Below are 21,542 nucleotides of genomic sequence, written 5' to 3'. Positions count from 1 at the left end.
ATTGAATATGGCTATTTCCTCAGTTTTCCTTTCTTTTTGAAGCATGCTTAAAACACCGGGTTGTCCCACAACCCGGTGTCCTGAAGCCTTCCGCAATAGTGTATAGAGTTACATACATAATCATGTTGATGGCGTTACGTCAGCGTTTCTTCCTGCTCCAGCCTCGCAATAAGGGCTACCAGCTCTTCCCAAACCTGCGGCTGCTCGTCACCTGCGAGTGCATGCTCCATACCGCTAAGCGTTTCCAGCATCTGCTCACGAAGCTGTGCCGTCTGCCACGTTTGCTCCTCCTGCATTAGTTTAACGTAAAAAGAAGACATTCGTTCCCGCTGCACCTCAACAGCTTCGCCAACTTTCTCGCGTAGTATCGGCTCTAATTTGGATTGCAGATTCGCCCGACCATCCCCTTCAAAAAAGAGCTTCGGATTTTTAAAGGTGTTCCAATACTCCTTCCAAAGGACGGAATCCTGCAGCGAAATTTCAATCAGTTCAGGAACAGACCATTCTCTGGCTTCAGGTGCTGTGCAATCCAAACCTGTCAGCCGCTGGTTCATCTCTTCCGCACACCCTTGTATAGCCTTTCCTACCAAGGCTTTTCCCGTTTTTTCCAGCCGGAGTGTGGTTGCCAATAATTCCTGGGACAGCTCCAGCTCAAATAATCGCATCAGTTCACGACCACAAGAGGCAAAGGCTGAACGAAGATCCCCTGCTCCTTCGCGTAAAACAGACGGATGAAACGCCTCGGCCGTAAACTCTCCAATCCGGTAAGCAAGCCGCTGACGCACATGATACAGTAGTTCATCGGTTTCACCTAATAAAACAGCTGCACTGCTGCCGTCAGACAGGTTTTGGAGTAGCTGCTCCAGCTCGCTGCGAATGCCTTTTAATCGCTCTAATCGAATCGCGCGTTCTTCTACGCCATACCGGGCATCAGCGGCATGTTGCTCTATCCGGTTTCGCAGCCGCCCCAGCTCCTGCATCGCAGAAGCAATAGATAAGCCCGCCAGCTCATCAGCTGCGAATGCCGAAAAGTCTTTTTCAAACCCTTCAAAACGTGAAGCTGTACGCAGCGAGGGCTCTCCCTGTTCGGCCGCTTCCAGTGCGAGCATGCTGGACAACGGATAAATACGCGGCTTTCGGATTCCATTCGCCTGTAGCTGCTCCTGTACATGTCGGGTCACGGATTGCAGTTCTTCTTCGGATGAGGCCAAATCTGAGGCATTGACGATAAAAAAGGTCTGATCCAGTGCCAGCGTCTCTTTAACCCGGCCCAATTGGTTCAAAAATTGCCGGTCTCCTTGGGTAAACGCATGATTGTAATACGTGATAAATACAAGCGCATCTGCATGCTTCATATAATTGAAGGTCACGCCAGTGTGCCGGGCGTTCACAGAATCCGCTCCAGGCGTATCCACTAACACAATGCCCTGACGGGTCAGAGCGCAATCATAATAAAGGTCGATATGCTCCACGAAGCATGACTTGTGCTCGGACGCGACAAAATCCCGATATTGATCCAAATCGACCTGAAGCTGCTGACCCAGCAAGCTTTGAGCTTCTTCCCATCCGGCTGCAGCAGCCTTCAAAAAGCTGTAATGCGGTCTTCCGGCAGGGTGAATCCCTTCCGGGGATAACTCACGTACGGCTTCCTGCCAGCCTACTGTCTCCGGTTCCCCCAAGCCCAGTAACCGGAACGAATATTTGAGATCGTCCCGCAATGCGTCCACTGATTTCATGTGGACGTCAGCCGTGGCATGGCGCTCAGGGCTGGCTGGCGCCATAATACGGTTAATCGCCGCTGTCGTTGGATGCGGCGATACGGGCAACACCGCTTCGCCCAGCAAAGCATTGGCGAAGCTGGACTTCCCGGCGCTGAACGCTCCAAACAGCGCCAACGTAAACCGCCCGCCCTCCAGCGCAGCCGCGCGGGCATGTAAATCCCGTACCGTCGCCTGCATGGCAGGGTACGGACTTACCAAGGCAGCGGCGGCTTTCAGCCGAGCCGATGCTGCCTCCAGCCGCGTGCGGCGCCCTCCGGCGGCAGACTGTGCCGCCGCCATGCCCGCTTGCGGCAACGGCGATCCAGCGCGTGTGCCAGCGATAGCGGGCCGCGCCGGATCTGTTCGTGCTGCTGGAGCCATCGGGGACGCGGCGTCGGCTCCAGCAGCAAGCGCAGCCGCGCGGGGCAACGCGGCAGGCGCGGAGGCCTGCGGCAGCAGGCTGCGCAGCGCGGTGGCGTGTGCGGCCGCGGCGCGCACCCGTGCGCTGTAGCGGCTCGCCGCGTCAGCCTGCGCCAACAGCGCATGGCGAGCGGACGCAAGAGCCGCACGGCGGCCCTCGGCCTGCGCCGCAAGCTGGGCCAGCAGGCGGTCTGCCAGCTCCAACGCCTTGCGGCGACAATCTGCCGTGACTGCGGCGCGAAGATCCTTACTATAGTTCAGCGTATACTCCGGCGACAGCGCCGTTTCCTTGACCGTCTGCTCAATCAGTTGCCGATCCGTTACAGGACGAATGCCATCCAGCTTTTGCTCCATCGCAGCAGACCACAACCCATGACCTTCCCCCCACGCTCTCAGCAGCTCACGCACATGGGGGAGCAGTTGCCCCTCTACCTGATCGGTCAGCATCCGTGTCAGCCGTTCCAAGCGATGCTCCTTTTCTCGCTCCGTCTTCCCGCCGGCAAACCACAGTCCGATTTTAAAGCCGGGCTTGCGGCTCTCCAAATATTCACCCGCTGCTTCACGTAGCTCCGCTGGTGTCAAATGCGCATGCTCCAGTAAACGATCCAGCTCTTGCCGCAGCCGTGTGTGCTCTTGTTCCGGAAGCATCCGCCACTGCTCATCCTCTTGCTGCAGGGCTTTCTGCTCCATTTCCAGGCGGGAAATCGCCTCTTCTCCGCCCGCCTCTTCCAGCAGCATGCTCAGTTCCTCTTCTTCAGCTGCCTCCACTTCCTCCACATGCTGCTCTACCAAATGGTGCATGGAGGATACCAGGCTGTACGCCAACAGCTCCGTTTTGCGCTTCAGTAATTGCTGGATCAACGACGGCAGCTGTTGCCACTGGTTCCAAGGATGGTTCGACTCTTTTAAGGAAGTAAACAATATATCTGTATAATGGACCTGCCACGCATGAAAGCTGGCCTCTACCTCATTGCGGTAACGTGTAAATGAAAGCTCCCGCTCCCGGTGTTTATCAATTTGATTGATGATCAAGTATAACGGTTTGCCCCAATCCGATAAGCTTTTGGCAAAGGACAAGTTATTTTCAGATTGGACATGGTTGTAATCCATCACATAAAAAACGATATCTGCCCAATGTAGAGCTGAGTGTGTCGCCAGCGCATGCCCTTGGTCTGTGGAATCTACGCCTGGTGTATCCAGCAGCACCCCTCCGCCGGATAGCATCGGGATATCCTCCCATACCTGAATGGATTCATAGGCCCCGCCATTTTTACAATATTCAGCCAGCTCGGCTATGGAGGTTTCCATCACTTCTGGCTCGGGATTTTCCGATGTTCGGGCTGGATGAATGAGTGCTCTTGAATGTCCATGCCGGATGGACACCACATTAGCGCTCGTAGGCACGGGTCCGGAGGGCAGCACCGTTTTACCGCACAGACTGTTTATCAGGCTTGATTTCCCAGCCGAGAAATGTCCACAAAAGGCAATGGTCAGCTCGTCTGCATCCGCCTTCTCTAGTAGGTCTGCTAAAGCCTTGGCTCCCGCCCTGTCCCCTGCTTTATGCAAAGTATTCCGTATCTGTTCAATTGTATCTGACCACTTTCCGGCATTCCCTGTAATCGTTTGCATCATAAGCTACGGTTCCACTCCTTGTCTCTTGACAGCATCAAATAGCTATATTGTAGCACTCCTGTGCCACTGTGAGAATGATCACATTGAAAAAAACTAAACAGCGTTCCCCGTAAGCAGCTGACTTCGGGGAACGCTGTCTATTTGATCGAATATCCTGCCAAGGACTCAGGATGACGCTCATAAATTAAAGGAATAAGTATTTTGGCAACCGAATGCGTTTCATCAAAGCCCCTAAAGGGCAATAACAAAAGCAATATGTAAGCAACGGATGGTCTACAAGATTCGCGAAGGTCATGCGCCTTCAGGCTGGTCAGACCAGCCGAGCCGCCTACCGGAACATGCAGTGCATGTCGTTCGCTAATTACACTTAATTTGCTGCCGTCTCAAGAACTGGCAGCAAAATTTCAAATACTTGACCATGCTGCAAAATCGTAATTCCGCGGGATTTGTCCTTCATTACGACTACTTCTGGCTTTTGTGACATACGTTCCAGATAGTGTTCAGGTACATCCCCGGAATGGCTGACCGTAATCCCTTCAAGATCGCGCTCTTCATTTTCAGCAAACTCTGTGGTTACAATCTGCTCAAAAATATCAGAAAACGCCTCAAAATTGTCTGTATATACCGAAATGCACTTCATTACTCTTCATCCTTTTCTACACATAAATGGTTAAACCCTTTGCTAGTTCTATGGGTCTTTAAGCTCTACGTTCCTTATCTTTTCTGATAAGAGACGTTTTCATACGTTTCTTGCCCTCCCTGCATACATCAAGCAACGGACATACCTGACATTGAGGGTTTTGAGCCTTGCAATGGTAGCGACCGAAAAAAATAAGCCTGTGGTGGGTCAATGACCATTCATCCCTAGGTACTCTTTTCATCAGCTTTTTTTCCACCTCAAGCACTGAATCATCCCATCCTGCAAAGCCAAGCCGTTTGGATACACGCTCTACATGCGTGTCCACCGCAATTGCCGGTACATTAAATGCGGTAGATACGACGACATTAGCCGTCTTGCGTCCAACACCAGGAAGCTTGACTAGCTGATCATGCTCAGATGGTATTTCTCCCCCGTACTGGTCTATCAATATACGGCACAGGTTATGAATATGCTTGGCCTTGTTTCGGTACAAGCCGATTCTGCGAATATCCTGCTCCAGCTCCTCAATAGGAACAGCCAAATAGTCCTCGGGTGACTTGTATTTTTGAAACAGGTCTGCCGTTACTTTATTGACCATCTGATCGGAGCACTGAGCCGACAATAACACGGCAATCGTTAATTCAAAGGCATTGTCATGGTTCAACTCACAATGGGCATCCGGAAACATCGTACCGATGGTATCCAATATATGACGTGCGGTTGCTGCATTCACGGAATCCTACCTCCTACCAAAAAAAACGTCTTGATACGGGATAACCCGCATCAAGACGGTCACTCTAAATAATCATCCGGAAAGAAACGAATACTATTTGTGCATGACTGCCTGCATAGGCGAGAAACACACTCCTATATTATCATTATTTGTCACAAATTGCACGTGAAAAGTGTGCAAATTTCCGAGAAATTTTCATACAATCTGATCTGACTAGCGGCTCATTGGATGCTCCAAATCTACATGTCCCATTAAGGACTCCAGAGCTTGACCATCAACGAGCAAATCCAGTGTTTTGATTTCCTTGAACTGGAACATTGTTTTCTTCAAGGCATCAATCGCCAATTCCTCGCCGCCTGCACCCAGACGCGCTTCGTCCGGCAAAGAAATGTCAAGGGTCAATGCTCCGTTATCCAATTGGATCTTATGCACGGAAATTTTATCCGACCACAGCGGTACTAAAGCGGAATTCCCACTCTTTTGCAAAGCTTCAAACGCCTTTTGGTATTTTTCCAGCTCGCTCGGGTAGGTAATTTCTTTTTTCTCTTCTTTTAAGCCAGTCTCTTGAGTATCGGTGTAGTACACTGTGATCTGCTGCGTTTGGTGATCTCCTGATTTTCCTGTTTCCGTCTTGGTTTTTGTAGGTTCCGTTGACGGGGATGCAGGGGTCTGAGACGCCCCGTTATTTTCAGCAGACTGAGCCGATGAATCAGGAGTCGTTTGCCCAGGCGTGCTATTTGGCGCAGCAGGTGTTTGTGTTTCCTGAGTCGGAGCTGCCGGAGCAGCTGTCTGCTTGGAGGCACAGCCTGCGCCTGCTATAGCAAACAGTGCCAGCAGACCTGCGATTACGATTTTCTTGTTCATATGTCCCCCTCCTTGCTTGACGTTGGCAAGCGATTTGCTGAAGATTTATTTTACACCAAGATACTCTGTGATGCCATCTGCAATCCCCTGAGCTACCCGGTTTTGAAAATCTTCATCAAACAGTGTGGCTTCCTCTTTTGCATTACTCAAATATCCTACCTCAAGCAAAACGGCTGGCATAGTCGTTTCCCGAATCACATGGAAATTGCCATAACGAATGCCCCGGTCTGTCAAACCCGTCGCAGGAGCAAAGTACTTATGCATAACGTCCGCGAACGCTTTGCTGGCACTCCGCTGGTAATACGTCTCTGTACCGTTGGAAGCTGAACTGCCGCTGCTGTTAGCATGAATGGACACAAATACGTTGGCGTTGAGATTTTCAGCCACTTTTACCCGCTGTTTAAGCTCCAGGAATGTGTCGTCGCTGCGTGTCAATACGACCTCAAGCTTGGGATTCTGCTTTAAAATGCTTTCCACTTTCAAAGCCATAGCCAGGTTAAAGGTCTTCTCGTAATTTTTTCTTGAAGCCCCAACTGCTCCAGAATCTTTTGCTCCATGACCTGCATCAATAACAACGACCTTTTTGCCATTACTGTTCACGGGTGATGTCTGTGTATCATCTGGTAATGAACCATCTGGCAGCGTAGCGTCAGGCGTTGTATTAATTGAATCCTTGGATGCCAAATCGACGATGACATGATTGGATCCATCATTGTATGCAGTGTAGTTCATGGCATGTTTCAAATCAATAACAACCCGGACCGTTGAAGGCTCCTTTTGGAACAAGGCATAACGGATACCGGACACATCCGCTTCATTCTGAATGTCCAGTGAACCATTCAAGGTGTTATCCAGATTCTGCTGATCTCCAAAATTGTCAGCAAACGCAGTTGCCGGCAAATCCACAACAACCCGGTCAGGAGCTGTCATCGTAAACGCTTTTGGCTTGACTGTACCCGCGGTTGTGATGGTTAAGCGATTTTGGCTGAAACTGATTTCCTGCACCGGCGTAACACCTGTGCTCGCATTATTAGCTGGTGTAGTTACACTTCCTGTACTGGAACTGTTATTCCCGGATTTCGGAGGTGTAAATTCCCCGTTTCCAGACCCGCTGCTGCGGGTATATAATTTTACGGACTTGGAGCTGCTGTCCCATTTTACGTCCAGTCCCATTTGCTCCCCGATAAAACGAAGCGGTACAAGGGCATAATTGGAACGCAGCAGAGGCGAAGCATCCAGACTAATGTCGCTTCCATTGACAGTCGCCGTCTTGCTTCCGATGTTCATTCGGATCGAGGTACTGTCCTTCTCAATCGTTATGGTTCGCGCCTGCTGCTTCCATGTCACGTCATATCCTAAATTTTCAGAAATTACGCGTAGCGGAACCATTGTGCTTCCGCCTATCACTTGTGCCTTAGCACCACTAGGGACACTTAACTGTTGATCGTCGAGATAGATTTGTGTTCCACTCGAAGCCGCATGTCCATAACCCGGAACCGCCCACATGAAGACAAATAATAACAACAAAAAACCAAATTTCTTCATTCGTCACCCTTCCATTCATATTTTTTTTGCCACATGCTCCGGTGCGGCGACCTGATATACGCGCTTATGTAATATCAGACAACCTTTTAGACGTTATCCCACACCAAAAGTTGCGAATATATTCCATCATATCAGAAATATACGTGCCTAAGAACTATTTTTGTCGAATTATGACTAAAAAAATAGTCCTTTCGCTTTCCGTCAAAAGTCATCGTCAAAAAAATAAAAAAGCTGCTTTTCACCTCCATGAATTTCCATAGAGGTGGAAAACAGCTCTTTTTTAACCCTCTTAATTAATCACTTAGTTAAGCGATTCTGTTGTCACCGTTTCCGTTCCTAAATACTCCTTTAATCCATCGACAATACCTTGTGCAATCCTCTCCTGTGTTTCTTCTGTAAACATGGCTGCTTCATCAGACGGATTGCTCAGATAGCCGCATTCCAGCAGCACGGCCGGCATTTGCGATTTTCTGGTTACCAAATGGTTGGCTACCTTAATATCGTTATCTTTAAAACCGGTAGCCGCTACAAGATGCTTGTGCATCGTCGTTGCCAGACTCAAGCTTTCCTGACGTGCATAATAGGTTTCAGAGCCATTCGCTTTTCCGTTATTGGAGGCTGGCATACTGTTGCCATGGATGGAAACAAACACGCTCGCCAGTTGATCATTCGCCAGTTGGGCACGTTCATCGAGCGTCGGATACGTGTCTCCATCTCGGGTCATTACGACCTGAATAGCAGGATCATTTTGCAAAAGCTGCTGAACCTTTAAGGCTACAGCCAATGTAAACTCCTTCTCGCGTCGTCCAGTCACACTGGCTGCTCCAGGGTCCTTGCCACCATGTCCAGGATCAATTACAACAATTCGCCGTCCTTCGACATGAGTCGGTGTGACCACCGGATTCTCACTACGCTCACGCAAATGGAGGGTGAGTTCACCCCTGCTATTAGTTGAAAGCTCGTAATCACGTGCCTGGTTCAAGGCAATGACGACGCGGACGCCCCCATTTTGTCCATCTGCGGGAGCAAATCTGATTTCCTCCACATCCTCGCTGTCACTGTTCGTCAAAGCCTGTGTGCCATCCTTACGAATCGGAAACAGTTGGGAAAAATCAGACGCCAGCGAAGCCCCTGGTAAATCTACAACAATGCGGTCAGGCCCCGTCATTTCGGACACTTTTGGGGTTGCATCTTTGTTCAGAGAAATCTTTAATGCGTCACCCTCAAAAGAAATGTTTTGTACAAGCAACGCATTGGCTGTGGTCTGTTCTGCATTCTGCTGCTTGGATGGTGAAGATGCCGATTCCGTATGCTTGTCTACTTTAGTGGTTTTGGTTGTCGTCGCTGTAGTGGTAAACGGTTTTTGCGTGCTTTTATTACTTTCTGTTGACATTTGTGACGTTTTTTGGGATTGGGACTGTTGATCTGCCTGCGGAGTTGTCGTCTTCTGACTGAGATTTACGGATTTACTTTTATTATTCCAATCTACTTTTAGTCCCATTTGCTCCCCGACAAAACGCAACGGAACCATCGTCGAGTTGCCACGCAGCACAGGAGGCGCATCCAGACTAACTGTTTTACCATTCACATCAGCCGATGTGCGGCCTACGTACATAGCCATATCCGTGCTGTTTTTTTGAATTGAAATTTTATAGGCTTGTGGCTCCCACTTGAACTGATATCCAAGCTGCTCCCCAACTACTCGAAGTGGTACCATGACTTTGCCATTGACCATTTCAGGCCTGGCATCTGCAGGCGCCTCTATTCTTTTGCCGTCCAAAAACAAATCTGCTGCAGCCGCATTCACATGAGTAGAGGACGGCCACAACCAGACTAAGATAGCCGCCAGTATCACCCAACTGTATTTCTTCATCCTCATTCCCCTAACTTATTTATGTAATATTTTTATGCTCGTTGTATAGGCATAGTCCTCAACCATTTTACATTTACAATACCATGCTCAATCGAGCCGTCAACCCCTTATTTACCAATTTAATTCTAAAAATAACAAAAGCCCGCAGGCAAAAGAATTGCCGATACGGGCTTTCTGTTCAAATGATGATTATGCGCCTTGCTTGGCAGCACGCTTTTGTTCATAAGCCAGAATTTCAGCCTCATGCTGGAGCGTCAAGCCAATGTCATCCAAACCTTGCAACAGGAATTGACGACGATGCTCATCCAGATCAAAATCAATATGCAAACCATAATCGTCAGTAATTGTTTTTTCGTTCAAATCAACGTTCAATTGGTAGTTATCATGCTTCGCCGTGCGCTGAAATAAATCCTCTACTTGCTCTTCAGACAGCTTGATCGGCAGAATACCGTTTTTAAAACAGTTATTGTAGAAGATATCCGCAAAAGATGGTGCGATTACGCTACGAAACCCATAGTCCATGATCGCCCACGGCGCATGCTCACGGGAGGAGCCGCAGCCAAAGTTGGCGCGAGAAATCAGCACAGATGCCCCTGCATAGCGAGGCTTGTTCGGTTCAAACTCAGGATTGATATTGCCCGCCTCATCAAAACGCCACTCATAAAACAGAAACTGTCCAAAGCCTGTGCGCTCGATTCGTTTCAAGAATTGCTTAGGAATAATAGCATCTGTATCCACGTTCACCCGATCCACAGGCGCTACGATTCCTTTTAATGTTGTGAATGCTTCCATCGTAAATTCCTCCTCTGTATCCTAGCGGACTACTGCTTCCTTCTTGAATTTCCAATCCCGTACATCGACAAAACGTCCATGAATCGCCGCAGCGGCTGCCATTGCCGGAGATACGAGGTGAGTCCGTCCTCCACGTCCCTGACGACCTTCAAAGTTACGGTTAGAGGTGGATGCACAACGCTGTCCCGGTTGGAGCACGTCCGGATTCATCGCAAGACACATGCTGCATCCCGCTTCACGCCACTCGAATCCTGCTTCCTTGAAAATAACGTCCAGTCCTTCTTGTTCAGCCTGAATTTTCACACGACCTGAGCCTGGTACGACGATTGCCGTTACTCTGTCAGATACCTGATAGCCTTTGGCAACCTCGGCCGCAGCGCGTAGATCTTCAATCCGTCCGTTGGTGCAGGAACCGATAAATACGTAATCAATCGCAATATCCGTGATCGGTGTACCTGGCTTCAAATCCATATATTCAAGCGCTTTTTCAGCCGCTTTACGTTCGTTTTCTGTCGGCAATTCTGCCGGAATGGGTACATTCGAAGAAATATCTGTACCCATACCTGGGCTGGTGCCCCAAGTCACTTGTGGAATTAAAGAATCCACGTCAAACTCCAGCACAATATCAAACTCAGCGCCTTCATCTGTAACAAGCTCTTTCCACTCAGCAACTGCCTGCTCGAAAGCAGCTCCTTGCGGCACATGCTCGCGTCCACGCAAGTAATTGAAAGTCGTTTCATCCGGTGCAATCATTCCTGCTCTGGCTCCGCCCTCTATGGACATGTTGCACACCGTCATACGCTCTTCCATGCTCAATTCGCGGATGGATTCGCCTGTGTACTCAATAACATAGCCTGTAGCGAAATCTGTGCCGTATTTGGCGATGACACCCAAAATCATATCTTTTGCTGTTACACCCGGTTTGCGGCGGCCTACAAAACGAACTTCCATCGTTTTTGCCTTCGCCTGCTGGAGACATTGCGTTGCCAGCACGTGCTCTACTTCGCTTGTTCCGATACCAAAAGCAAGCGCCCCGAATGCACCGTGTGTGGAGGTATGGCTGTCACCACAAACAATCGTTTTCCCCGGATGAGTCAGACCAAGTTCAGGCCCCATAACGTGAACGACACCTTGATCAATGGTATCCAGATCATACAGTGTAACACCGAAATCGCGGCAATTTTGAGTTAATGTATCAATCTGCTGTTTGGAAATCGGGTCCGTAATATTGTAGCGATCAAACGTCGGTACGTTATGATCCATTGTCGCAAACGTAAGCTCTGGACGACGCACCTTGCGTCCGCTAAGACGAAGTCCCTCAAACGCCTGCGGCGAGGTTACCTCATGTACCAAGTGAAGATCAATGTACAAAATACTCGGCTTTCCCGCTTCCTGATAGATGACATGGTTATCCCAAATTTTCTCGAACATGGTCTTTTTACTCATCAACATTCACCCCTGTGTTTTTCGAACTAGTGGAGAGAAGCTATACGGCTCTCTTTTGGATGTCAACAATATACCACGACCTGTTTGATTGGTCTAAGATATGATATCTATAGAAGTGATAGCTTTGACCTATAAGACTGCAAAATCTATTCTCTACTATTACTATCTCGAAGTTCTTGTTTACGTTCGATGTCTGATAACATGTCAATCACTCCTCTATATAAACTATATACAAACGGATGTTCGATATTAAGATATAAAAATAAAAAAAGTTCTGCCGACCGATTAAGGTTAACAGAGCTTTGTAATTTATTTAGAGTTTATGACAAAGCTAATTCTTGTTTTGAAGATTTTTTGTAAGTGTCGAACATTTTAGTAGAGTTTATATGGGACATGGAAATCTATCTATTAGGTAATCGTTTCTTTTGGTTCTTAATAGATTCATGCTTATACATCCCTATCGCCACTGACATATAAATAGAGTATACCTTAGCAAAGGGGGTATGCAGATGATCAAAACAAGAGTAAAAACGTTCAAACATCGTGTCGGTAAAAACAAATTCCTGGTCGTTAAAATTTTCCAAGCCGCAGATGCCAGAACAAAAAATGGTAATGCGCTGGCCACCAACGCATTGAACATCAAAATATCCAAACGCAAAAAGCACCACTAAGACCATCCGTACCTTCATTCCTGTGAAGGGAGGTGATTTCCATGAGTAGAAGAAAACACCATGTAAAAAGAAAAAGCATATCGATCTGGTCAAAACAAAAAGCGTCCGCGCGTGCACAAGGCAATGCGCTGGCTGCCAATCTGTTCAACGTAAATGTCAAAAAGAAAAAACATTAATGTTTTCAGCAGGGCAAAAGGCATTGCTCCCTTTCATATCTTTTAGCAACAATCTTTACGAAAAGAGCCTAAAAATATTCCCCAGCTGACCATTTAAGGTTGGCTGGACTTTTTGCTATTCGAGTGTTTCGTTTTTTTGAATAAAATCCCCCAAATAACTGCAACCTCTATTATGGCAGAATCCGCCATGGTATTCAGCACTATTACCCAACAATTCTTTTCACAAAATTAAATCCAAAACGCTTTAGTGATAATAACCAAGAGGATAAACAACACCAGGATTGCACCTATAGAGCTATATCCACCGCATCCACCATAACCTGCTACACCTTCATATCCACTCATGGCTTGAACCTCCTTTACTTGTTCTACACCTTAATATATGTATAAAAATGTTCTGTGATAAGGCATTCAGGCAAACAAAAAAACACCCCGCCAGCGTAGCCAGCAAGATGTCACCATTGGCTTTCGAATTGCCCAGTCCTAATTAGTGCTTTCTAAACCATGTAAAATTTTGGTTCGGTGTAATGAATTTCACATCTTTCCAGGTCAACCTGTTCTACCATAAAAGAGTGATACGCCGTGCTGGGCAGACCACTATGTGGACGGGACGGTTACATCCTTTCCAGAACCAGCTACACAGGCTGTCCGGCATGCGCGGCAAGTACGCCTTTATTTTGATTCGAAGCGGAGTGTCCAGATGTGAATACCGAATGGGAATACCGTGAGCGCATAAGGAAGCTAGCCGTATGTATTGTTAAGCATTACCGGGGAAAAGGTCCGGATAACGTCAAGGTTTCTTTGGATTCGCCGCTCCGGATTACGGTAGAAATTCGAGGCACCTTGTCCAATCTGTCCGAAATTCTCGTTCATGAAGGGGCCGAGGACAAGGTCAGGGAATATTGGAACGTCCTTCGACCTTATCTGGAAAAAGAGTTTATGAGCGAAGCGGAAAAAACAATCGGCAGTCCCTTCACTTACACCTGGGAGGTCTGTCCCTCCGTCCATGGAGACGGACATATTATCATTACTCTTGAACTACAACACATACACCGGTTGGATTAGCGGGAAGGAGCTTGTCTCCTCGCTCGCGGATAAGCCAGTACAGGATGCAGCGTAAAGCGGCATTTTTGTATTGGCTTTTTTCATGTTACGAGTTTCATCTATTTCATATAAAAAGAGGTGCTGCACACATGGCAGACAAGGTATTAACGGTATGTCCCTACTGCGGAAGCGGTTGTCAGCTTCATTTGCTGGTGGACAAGGGGCAGGTAATCGGCGCAGAGCCGGCTGATGGTCGTACAAATGAAGGAACACTGTGCCTGAAAGGACACTACGGATGGGATTTTCTGAATGACCCGCAAATTCTGACTGCACGCTTGCGCAAGCCCATGATTCGCAAAAATGGGGTCATGGAGGAAGTGGAGTGGGAGGAAGCTATCCAATATACTGCCGAACGGCTGTCAGCAATTAAGGAAAAATACGGACCCGACTCCATTATGGGGACGGGCTCTGCACGCGGTCCGGGAAACGAAGCCAATTATGTCATGCAAAAGTTCATGCGGGCGGTCATTGGCACGAACAATATTGACCATTGCGCTCGTGTATGCCACGGCCCTTCTGTGGCAGGTTTGACATATTCACTCGGGGATGGGGCCATGTCCAATTCTATTCCTGAAATTGAACACTCTGATCTTTTATTCGTGTTTGGATACAACGCCCCTGAAACGCATCCGATCGTCGCCAGACGCATCGTAGCTGCGAAGCAAAGAGGTGCCAAAATTATTGTATGTGATCCGCGCATGACTGAAACTGGGCGTATTTCAGATATGTGGCTGCCTCTAAAAGGCGGCTCGAACATGGCTTTGGTCAACGCTTTTGGTCATGTGCTTGTGCATGAAGGACTGTACGACAAACGATATGTGGAAGCAAACACTGAAGGCTTTGCCGAATACGTAGACAGCATTAAAAAATATACGCCCGAATATGCAGAAGGCATTACGGGAGTCAAGGCGGCTGACATCCGGGCGGCAATGAGGGAGTATGCCAAGGCCCCTACCGCTACCATTTTGTACGGAATGGGCGTATGTCAATTTTCACAGGCCGTTGATGTGGTAAAGGGACTCGCTTCCCTTGCCTTGTTGACCGGAAATCTGGGCAAGCCGAATGTGGGCATCGGACCCGTGCGTGGACAAAACAATGTACAGGGCTCCTGTGACATGGGCGCATTGCCGAATGTGTATCCTGGCTATCAGGATGTAACGGATACTGCGGTTCGCAAAAAGTTTGAAAAAGCATGGGGGGTTGAGCAGCTGCCGCGTAAAAAAGGATATTCCCTTACAGAGGTACCGCACCTCATCCTGAAGGAGAACAAGCTGAAGGCTTACTATATTTTCGGCGAGGACCCTGTACAAAGTGATCCGAACGCCGCCGAGTTGCGTGAAGCGCTAGACCAATTGGAATTTGTCGTAGTACAGGATATTTTCATGAACAAAACGGCGCTGCATGCCGATGTCATCCTCCCTTCTACTGCTTGGGGTGAGCATGACGGTGTATATTCTTCGGCAGACCGTGGCTTTCAGCGCATCCGCAAGGCCGTGGAGCCACAGGGTGATGTCAAGCCGGACTGGGCCATTATTAGCGAGGTTGCTACCGCCATGGGCTACCCTATGTCCTATGCAAACACAGAGGAAATTTGGGATGAAATGCGCAGCCTCTGCCCGTTATTCGCTGGTGCCAGCTACCAAAAAATGGAGGACCAAGGCGGCGTCCAGTGGCCCTGCCCTACAGAGGACCATCCAGGTACTCCGTATTTGTACAAAGGCAATCAATTTTCCACGCCTAGCGGCAAAGGCCGATTATTCGCCTGCGAATGGCGTCCACCTCAAGAACAGCCGGATGCCAAATTCCCGCTAGTCTTATCTACCGTTCGCGAGGTAGGACATTATTCCGTGCGCACCATGACCGGTAATTGCCGTGCACTGCGTCAGCTGTCTGATGAGCCTGGCTTTATTCAGATTAGCCCGCAAGACGCAACGGATCTGAACATTCTCGATGGTGAAATTGTCGCCATATCCTCCCGCCGGGGGCGCATTATGGCACGGGCACAAGTCAGTGACCGCGTACAGCAAGGCGCGACCTACATGACCTATCACTGGTGGGTTGGAGCATGTAACGAGCTGACCGCCGATTTTCTCGATCCGGTATCTAAAACCCCGGAATTAAAATATTGCGCCATCCGGCTGGAGCGGATTGCCGACCAGGCGCAGGCCGAACGTGATGTACATGAATCGTACCAGCGGATTCGCAGACAGATGAACGTCCATGAAGCCGTTTTGGCTGATAAGGTGACAAGATGAGCGGCGCACGAAACATGCTGTACCGTCCAACGAGCAGAATGGGAGCAGCCGATAGAACAAGCGCTGTCGCCTCCTCCTTCGTAGTCGCAGACGGTGGGCAATGTATTGGATGCAAAGCCTGTGAACTGGCGTGCTTCGCCGTTCACAGCCAGGCGGGCGGCATAGGTGCTTCGGTCGGAACCGTCAGCGTGCCTGTCGTACCCAAGGTGTATGTTGTACGCGCTGGGGATGCGTATGTGCCTGTGCAATGCCGGCATTGTGAAAATGCCCCCTGTGCACATGCCTGTCCAGTGCAGGCCATTCGTCAGGAGGACGGCGTGGTCATGATTGATGAAGAACGATGTATCGGCTGCACCTCCTGTGTTTTGGCCTGTCCCTTCGGAGCCATTGAGGTGACTCCGGTTTATCGGGCAGGACACGTTGTGACGCAATCCGGATTGACTCGCCATGCCAATCGGGCCGCCCTCCCCCGCACTGCCGCAAGCAAATGCGATTTGTGCGCAGAAACGGCAGACGGACAGCCTGCCTGTGTAGAGGCCTGCCCAAACCAGGTGCTACGACTGGCCAAGGGTGCAGTCGACTCGCCTCCGGAGCGTCGGCGGGAAGTTTTTTTCCCACGCTTATAAGGTTAAAATCTCAGCCGCAGAAAGGTAGAATACCATGTCAACGACAACAGACAAGAGCTCGTCCCCTCCTTGTATGGAGGCGACTGATTCTGATTGTACAGTCCCTGTCATTCATATCGACCCTACGTTGTGCACGGGATGCAGACGCTGCGCAGGTGTTTGTCCGGTAGACGCCATAGAGGGATTGCCGGGAGAACCGCAAACCGTGAACGCAGACCGCTGTGTTTTTTGCGGTCAATGTGTACAAATATGCAGTGTATACGCATCAGATTGGGCGGATGCATCTCCACAGGAAGCCGCCATCAGACGGCAGGCGCGTATGCGTGAACGCGATATGCCTGCCGACATCGGCGAACCGCTATTTGCTGCCTATTATAGCTATAGCCTGAATAAGGTAACTGACATGATGACAAAACCAGGACAGCTTCGGATCGTTCAATGCGCTCCATCCATTCGCGTGTCACTCGCAGAGGAATTTGGTATGCCGTTCGGTACCTTGACGCCTGGCAAAATGGCCGCTGCCCTTCGCCGCCTCGGCTTTGATCGGGTATATGATACGAATTTCGGAGCTGACGTAACCATCATGGAGGAAGGCACCGAGCTGATTCGCCGCGTGACCGAGGGTGGACCGTTACCGATGTTCACATCCTGCTGTCCGGCATGGGTTCGTTTTGCCGAGATTGAATATCCCGATCTGCTGGACCATCTATCCAGTTGCAAATCGCCAATGCAGATACTGGGAGCGCTGGTCAAGACTTATGGTGCACAGCTGGACGAGGTGAAGCCTGCGAATATTTACAGCGTCGCAATCATGCCATGTACCTGTAAACAATTTGAATGCGATCGTCCCGAAATGGAATCCGATGGTTACCGTGATGTGGATGAGGTGCTGACAACGCGTGAGCTTGCGTACTGGATCAAGCAGCGCGGAATTGATTTTATGAACCTGCCTGATGAAGAATTCGATTCACCTTTAGGAAAATATTCAGGTGCTGGCACTATTTTTGGTGTGACTGGAGGGGTAATGGAGGCTGCTATCCGTACAGGTTACGAGTTGCTGACGAATGAGAAGCTGCCGAAGCTCCAGCTGGATTTTGTACGTGGCGAGGAAGGTATTCGAGTAGCCGAAGTTCAGGTTGGCGAGCTGCAGCTCAAGGTGGCGGTCGTCGCTGGGCTGCAACATGCCTATCAGCTGCTGGATCGTGTGCAGGCGGGCGAATGTGACTATCATTTTATCGAGGTCATGGGCTGTCCTGCTGGATGTATCAGCGGAGGAGGGCAACCCAAGCTCATGTTGGAAAAACAAAAAATCGAGGCTTATCGTGCGCGTAAATCGTCCATCTACGGACATGATGCTGCATCTCAGGTGCGCAAATCGCATGAGAACCCTTTTATCATCAAGCTTTATGACGAATTTTTGGGTGAGCCGCTTGGGCACGTATCGCACCATCTGCTGCACACGACCTTCCACAAACGCGGACCCGGCAGACAGAGCCGCAACAGTGATGTTTCCACCAACGGGAATAACGATTACTCCCTTCATTAAGTTCGGTAAACACATAAGAATATATAAGTTGAACTCGAAAGAAACACATTAAAACAGGGTAGCCAGAATGGTTCAATAGGTAACTTTTAAGCTCAGCTTATATAGCAGTAGAGATTATATTTTGTCGTTAGTTAGAGAGGAGTCGAATTGGTATGAATCGTTTTGTTTTAGCTGATCCCGATCAGTGTATCGGCTGCCGTACCTGTGAAATTGCATGTGTCATCGCACATTCGTCGGATAACCCTTTTATCTCGCCGGATGACGAGTTTCATTTTCACCCTCGGCTGAAGGTTATCAAATCATATGGAGTCACCGCACCCGTTCAGTGCCGTCACTGTGAGGATGCCCCATGCGCCAACGCTTGTCCGAATGGCTCCATTACGAACGCAGACGGCTGTATTCTCATTAACAGCGAAAGCTGTATTGGCTGTAAAACCTGTATGATCGCCTGCCCTTACGGCGCAATTACTATGGTGCCTCAGTATAGAGACGGGCAACCTGTCGTGCAAGATGGACTGTACACCAATATGTCAGGCCGTTTGCAACCCAAAGAACGCATGGTTGCCAGCAAATGTGATCTGTGCGAAGGTGTAGACGGCGGTCCGGCCTGCATTGGAAAATGCCCAACAAAAGCCCTCAAGCTGGTCGAGCCAGATCTGGTTCATGCCCGGGTTGAGGAAAAACGGGCTGCAAGTGCACGTCAGCTACTGCATATGACGCGCATTCCGGCGACGGGGCTATGACTCCCTCTCCTCCTCTAGCCAAAGATACGCGAACCGAGCGGGATGCGCTAGGAGACATGGAAATTCCTGCGGATGCCTTGTACGGTATTCACACCGCACGCGCGATGAACAATTTTGCAGTCAGCGGCAGGCCCGTGAACCAAAAACTGATTCAAGCGCTTGTGCTGGTCAAAAAAGCAGCCGCTCAAGTGAACGGTGAGCAGAAACGACTTCCCGCTCACCGTGCTGCTGCCATTATAAAGGCTTGCGATGAATTACTCGCCGGACGGTATCAAAATATGTTCACCGTCGACGCTCTGCAAGGCGGCGCAGGCACCAGTACCCATATGAATGTGAATGAAGTCATTGCTAATCTGGCCATCGTACAACTTGGGGGCCAGCCAGGACAATACGAGCTTGTACATCCGCTGGATGATGTCAACTGCTGCCAGTCTACGAATGATGTCTATCCTACAGCGCTCCGAATTGCAGCGATACGGCTGCTGCGGCCTTTATGTGACGCCATGTCTTCGTTACAGGAGGCTTTACAGCATAAAGAAACGGAATATGCCGACCTGCTCAAGCTGGGCCGTACACAGCTGATGGATGCTCTGCCCATGATGGCCGGGCAAGGCTTTGGCGCCTACGCCAAGGCCATAGCACGTGACCGCTGGCGGCTCTACAAAGCCGAGGAACGGCTGCGAGAAATCCCGATTGGCGGCACGGCAATTGGCACAGGTATGAATGCGCCTCGCGCTTACAGTTACCGGATGGTTGAACAGCTCGCGGACGAGACTGGCTTGGGGCTCTGTCGCAGCGACCACCCCATGGACCCGATTCAGAATATGGATGTCTTTGTAGAGGTATCGGGTCTGCTCAAATCCGCCGCCGTAAACCTGCTCAAAATATCCGGCGATTTTCGTCTGCTGGCCTCTGGTCCTTTTGGTGGTATCGGGGAATACACGCTGCCTCCGGTTCAGGCCGGCTCCTCTATTATGCCGGGCAAGGTCAACCCGGTAATGGCTGAAATGGCCGGATTGACCGCGATGCGCGTGATGGCGGAGGATGCGGCTATTACGATGGCGGCTGCCTCTGGACAGCTGGAGCTGAATGCGTTCCTGCCGCTGATTTCCGAATCGCTGCTGGAATCGCTGCATATTCTCAGCAATGCCGTTCGTCTGTTCGAGGAACGGTGTGTGCGCGGTCTGGTCGTACATGAGGAACGCTGCTCTGCAAATCTGCGCAGCTCAGCTGTGATGGCTTCCGCGCTGGTCGCGGACCTTGGCTATGATGAAGCAGCCTCCATTGCATCAGCAGCTATTGCGCAAGGCCGCACACCAGAGGATATTGCAGAGGAGCGCGGTCTACTGACACGCTCACGGATTGAGCAATTGTGCCATCCCTATACCGTAACCAAGCCCGGAATTCCCGGGCAGGAAGAAGGAACTCACCATGGGAATGAATGATACCCCTCGTAGCAACCGACCACATATCGTCCTGCTCGGTCGCCGCAACGCAGGCAAATCCAGTATTCTAAATGCCCTGACGGGCCAGTCCGTGGCTGTGGTATCTCCTATAGGGGGAACAACCACGGACCCGGTTTTTAAGCCGATGGAGCTGCTCCCTGCGGGACCTATTGTTCTGGTGGATACCGCCGGACTGGACGATGAGGGTGAGATCGGGGCGCTGCGTCGTGACAAAACGCTGCAAATACTTAACAGTACGGATTTGGCTCTGCTGGTTGTCGACGCTACGGTCGGCGTCAGTTCCTTCGAGCTTGAACTGCTCGACAAGCTCCGCACCAAAAAGATTCCTGTCATTGGGGTTTTAAACAAAGTCGATACCCTTGCTGAATCAGAACAAATGATCACAGCGCTGGAGGCTGAACTGGATCTCACCCTGATTCCTTTCAGTGCCTCTATGCTCCAGGGAGATACGGAACTGAAAAAGGCTATTACCAGTACGCTCCCCCACAACGAGGATCGTTTTCGCATTGTCGGTGACCTGCTGTCACCCGGCGATGTTGTCGTGCTGGTCGTTCCCATCGACAAAGCTGCACCAAAGGGTCGACTGATTCTGCCGCAGCAGCAGACAATCCGCGATACGCTGGAGAGCGATGCCATCGCAGTCGTGACCAAAGAGCATGAATTGCGGTTGACGCTGGAGCGACTGGGAAACAAGCCTCGCTTGGTCATTACTGATTCACAGGTTTTTATGAAGGTAGCGGCAGACACACCCAAGGATGTGCCCCTTACCTCCTTTTCCATCCTGTTCGCCCGTCATAAAGGAGATCTTGACGAACTGGTACGAGGCGCAAGAGCCATTGAGCGTCTCAAGGATGGAGACCGTGTACTCATAGCCGAAGCCTGCACGCACCAGTGCCAATCTGACGATATCGGCCGGGTAAAAATCCCCCGCTGGCTCCGTCAAACGATAGGCAAACGCCTCATTATCGAGCATGCATCCGGCCCCAGCTTTCCTGACGATCTAAGCGAGTATGCCCTGGTTATTCATTGCGGTGCCTGCATGCTCAACCGGCGTACAATGCTTCATCGACTCTCGGAAGCAAAAGCTGCAGGGGTGCCGATTGTGAACTATGGTGTTTTTATCGCTTATGTACAGGGTGTCTTCCCACGTGCCATTGAATGCTTTCCATCTGCTATGCTGGCATGGGAGCACGCCTTGGAGCCAACAGCTATTGCTGAAAGATCCCATCATTAATGTTTTTTCTTTCTAA

Annotated in this window: 18 protein-coding genes; 9 read left to right on the top strand and 9 right to left on the bottom strand. The window is 49.9% G+C overall.

The window, feature by feature from the left end; all coding sequences use genetic code 11:
• Positions 1-134: 134 nt before the first annotated feature.
• The 8 genes from B4V02_RS10955 to leuC form a co-directional block, all read right to left on the bottom strand.
• A complete protein-coding gene (locus B4V02_RS10955; protein ID WP_094154789.1) occupies positions 135-3,812 on the bottom strand; it encodes a dynamin family protein in 3,678 nt (1,225 codons plus the stop codon).
• A 367-nt stretch (positions 3,813-4,179) separates the two neighbouring features.
• Positions 4,180-4,452 (bottom strand): hypothetical protein, encoded by a 273-nt coding sequence (locus B4V02_RS10945; protein ID WP_007430739.1) that lies wholly within the window; start codon positions 4,450-4,452, stop codon positions 4,180-4,182.
• 58 nt (positions 4,453-4,510) lie between these two features.
• Positions 4,511-5,185, bottom strand: coding sequence for an endonuclease III (nth, locus tag B4V02_RS10940; RefSeq protein WP_010345856.1), 675 nt, complete (start codon positions 5,183-5,185; stop codon positions 4,511-4,513).
• 213 nt (positions 5,186-5,398) lie between these two features.
• Positions 5,399-6,049, bottom strand: coding sequence for a GerMN domain-containing protein (locus B4V02_RS10935; protein ID WP_094154788.1), 651 nt, complete (start codon positions 6,047-6,049; stop codon positions 5,399-5,401).
• Positions 6,050-6,094: 45 nt separating this feature from the next.
• The gene (locus tag B4V02_RS10930) at positions 6,095-7,594 is read right to left on the bottom strand and encodes an N-acetylmuramoyl-L-alanine amidase family protein (RefSeq protein ID WP_094154787.1); all 1,500 of its coding nucleotides are present in this window, start codon (positions 7,592-7,594) and stop codon (positions 6,095-6,097) included.
• Positions 7,595-7,895: 301 nt separating this feature from the next.
• The gene (locus tag B4V02_RS10925; RefSeq protein ID WP_094154786.1) at positions 7,896-9,467 is read right to left on the bottom strand and encodes an N-acetylmuramoyl-L-alanine amidase family protein; all 1,572 of its coding nucleotides are present in this window, start codon (positions 9,465-9,467) and stop codon (positions 7,896-7,898) included.
• A gap of 189 nt (positions 9,468-9,656) precedes the next feature.
• Complete coding sequence (gene leuD / locus B4V02_RS10920) at positions 9,657-10,259, bottom strand: 3-isopropylmalate dehydratase small subunit (protein ID WP_007430744.1); 603 nt, start codon at positions 10,257-10,259, stop codon at positions 9,657-9,659.
• A gap of 21 nt (positions 10,260-10,280) precedes the next feature.
• Positions 10,281-11,705 carry a 3-isopropylmalate dehydratase large subunit gene (leuC, locus tag B4V02_RS10915; protein WP_094154785.1) on the bottom strand — a complete coding sequence of 475 codons (1,425 nt, stop codon included), beginning with the start codon at positions 11,703-11,705 and terminating at the stop codon, positions 10,281-10,283.
• A gap of 509 nt (positions 11,706-12,214) precedes the next feature.
• Here leuC and B4V02_RS26115 point away from each other — a divergent pair.
• The gene (locus B4V02_RS26115; RefSeq protein WP_007430746.1) at positions 12,215-12,376 is read left to right on the top strand and encodes a hypothetical protein; all 162 of its coding nucleotides are present in this window, start codon (positions 12,215-12,217) and stop codon (positions 12,374-12,376) included.
• 41 nt (positions 12,377-12,417) lie between these two features.
• Positions 12,418-12,552 (top strand): hypothetical protein, encoded by a 135-nt coding sequence (locus B4V02_RS26980; protein ID WP_279628273.1) that lies wholly within the window; start codon positions 12,418-12,420, stop codon positions 12,550-12,552.
• A gap of 228 nt (positions 12,553-12,780) precedes the next feature.
• Here the strand turns inward: B4V02_RS26980 and B4V02_RS10910 are convergent, their stop codons facing one another.
• Positions 12,781-12,897, bottom strand: a complete 117-nt coding sequence (locus tag B4V02_RS10910; protein WP_094154784.1) for a YjcZ family sporulation protein — start codon at positions 12,895-12,897, stop codon at positions 12,781-12,783.
• Between the two features lie 357 nt (positions 12,898-13,254).
• Between B4V02_RS10910 and B4V02_RS10905 the strand changes: the two genes are divergently transcribed.
• From B4V02_RS10905 to hydF, 7 genes are all read left to right on the top strand, one after another.
• Positions 13,255-13,617: a Na-translocating system protein MpsC family protein gene (locus tag B4V02_RS10905; protein WP_007430749.1), complete on the top strand. Its 363-nt coding sequence runs from the start codon at positions 13,255-13,257 to the stop codon at positions 13,615-13,617.
• A 128-nt stretch (positions 13,618-13,745) separates the two neighbouring features.
• Positions 13,746-15,911 carry a formate dehydrogenase subunit alpha gene (fdhF, locus tag B4V02_RS10900; RefSeq protein ID WP_094154783.1) on the top strand — a complete coding sequence of 722 codons (2,166 nt, stop codon included), beginning with the start codon at positions 13,746-13,748 and terminating at the stop codon, positions 15,909-15,911.
• Positions 15,908-16,537: a 4Fe-4S dicluster domain-containing protein gene (locus B4V02_RS26975; protein ID WP_094154782.1), complete on the top strand. Its 630-nt coding sequence runs from the start codon at positions 15,908-15,910 to the stop codon at positions 16,535-16,537. The genes fdhF and B4V02_RS26975 overlap by 4 nt, the downstream gene beginning before the upstream one ends.
• A 34-nt stretch (positions 16,538-16,571) precedes the next feature.
• Positions 16,572-18,083 carry a [FeFe] hydrogenase, group A gene (locus B4V02_RS10890; RefSeq protein WP_244188496.1) on the top strand — a complete coding sequence of 504 codons (1,512 nt, stop codon included), beginning with the start codon at positions 16,572-16,574 and terminating at the stop codon, positions 18,081-18,083.
• Positions 18,084-18,235: 152 nt separating this feature from the next.
• A complete protein-coding gene (locus tag B4V02_RS10885) occupies positions 18,236-18,826 on the top strand; it encodes a 4Fe-4S dicluster domain-containing protein (RefSeq protein WP_094154780.1) in 591 nt (196 codons plus the stop codon).
• Between the two features lie 56 nt (positions 18,827-18,882).
• Complete coding sequence (locus B4V02_RS10880) at positions 18,883-20,271, top strand: aspartate ammonia-lyase (RefSeq protein ID WP_244188495.1); 1,389 nt, start codon at positions 18,883-18,885, stop codon at positions 20,269-20,271.
• Positions 20,258-21,526 carry a [FeFe] hydrogenase H-cluster maturation GTPase HydF gene (gene hydF, locus B4V02_RS10875; RefSeq protein WP_094154778.1) on the top strand — a complete coding sequence of 423 codons (1,269 nt, stop codon included), beginning with the start codon at positions 20,258-20,260 and terminating at the stop codon, positions 21,524-21,526. Before B4V02_RS10880 ends, hydF begins: the two co-directional genes overlap by 14 nt.
• Positions 21,527-21,542: the final 16 nt, after the last annotated feature.

It is taken from the genome of Paenibacillus kribbensis, assembly GCF_002240415.1.
Lineage (GTDB): Bacteria > Bacillota > Bacilli > Paenibacillales > Paenibacillaceae > Paenibacillus > Paenibacillus kribbensis.
The sequence above is the reverse complement of the archived record's forward strand: the minus strand, read 5'-3'. Positions and strand labels throughout refer to the sequence as shown.

Bases quoted from the DNA above. Each gene is read 5' to 3' on its own strand.
- B4V02_RS10925 (WP_094154786.1), bottom strand. From the start codon at position 9,467: ATGAAGAAATACAGTTGGGTGATACTGGCGGCTATCTTAGTCTGGTTG.
- fdhF (WP_094154783.1), top strand. From the start codon at position 13,746: ATGGCAGACAAGGTATTAACGGTATGTCCCTACTGCGGAAGCGGTTGT.
- hydF (WP_094154778.1), top strand. From the start codon at position 20,258: ATGGGAATGAATGATACCCCTCGTAGCAACCGACCACATATCGTCCTG.
- B4V02_RS10885 (WP_094154780.1), top strand. From the start codon at position 18,236: ATGAATCGTTTTGTTTTAGCTGATCCCGATCAGTGTATCGGCTGCCGT.
- B4V02_RS26980 (WP_279628273.1), top strand. From the start codon at position 12,418: ATGAGTAGAAGAAAACACCATGTAAAAAGAAAAAGCATATCGATCTGG.
- leuD (WP_007430744.1), bottom strand. From the start codon at position 10,259: ATGGAAGCATTCACAACATTAAAAGGAATCGTAGCGCCTGTGGATCGG.
- B4V02_RS10890 (WP_244188496.1), top strand. From the start codon at position 16,572: ATGTCAACGACAACAGACAAGAGCTCGTCCCCTCCTTGTATGGAGGCG.
- B4V02_RS10935 (WP_094154788.1), bottom strand. From the start codon at position 6,049: ATGAACAAGAAAATCGTAATCGCAGGTCTGCTGGCACTGTTTGCTATA.
- B4V02_RS10955 (WP_094154789.1), bottom strand. From the start codon at position 3,812: ATGATGCAAACGATTACAGGGAATGCCGGAAAGTGGTCAGATACAATT.
- B4V02_RS26115 (WP_007430746.1), top strand. From the start codon at position 12,215: ATGATCAAAACAAGAGTAAAAACGTTCAAACATCGTGTCGGTAAAAAC.
- B4V02_RS10930 (WP_094154787.1), bottom strand. From the start codon at position 7,594: ATGAAGAAATTTGGTTTTTTGTTGTTATTATTTGTCTTCATGTGGGCG.
- B4V02_RS26975 (WP_094154782.1), top strand. From the start codon at position 15,908: ATGAGCGGCGCACGAAACATGCTGTACCGTCCAACGAGCAGAATGGGA.
- B4V02_RS10880 (WP_244188495.1), top strand. From the start codon at position 18,883: ATGGAAATTCCTGCGGATGCCTTGTACGGTATTCACACCGCACGCGCG.
- B4V02_RS10945 (WP_007430739.1), bottom strand. From the start codon at position 4,452: ATGAAGTGCATTTCGGTATATACAGACAATTTTGAGGCGTTTTCTGAT.
- leuC (WP_094154785.1), bottom strand. From the start codon at position 11,705: ATGAGTAAAAAGACCATGTTCGAGAAAATTTGGGATAACCATGTCATC.
- B4V02_RS10910 (WP_094154784.1), bottom strand. From the start codon at position 12,897: ATGAGTGGATATGAAGGTGTAGCAGGTTATGGTGGATGCGGTGGATAT.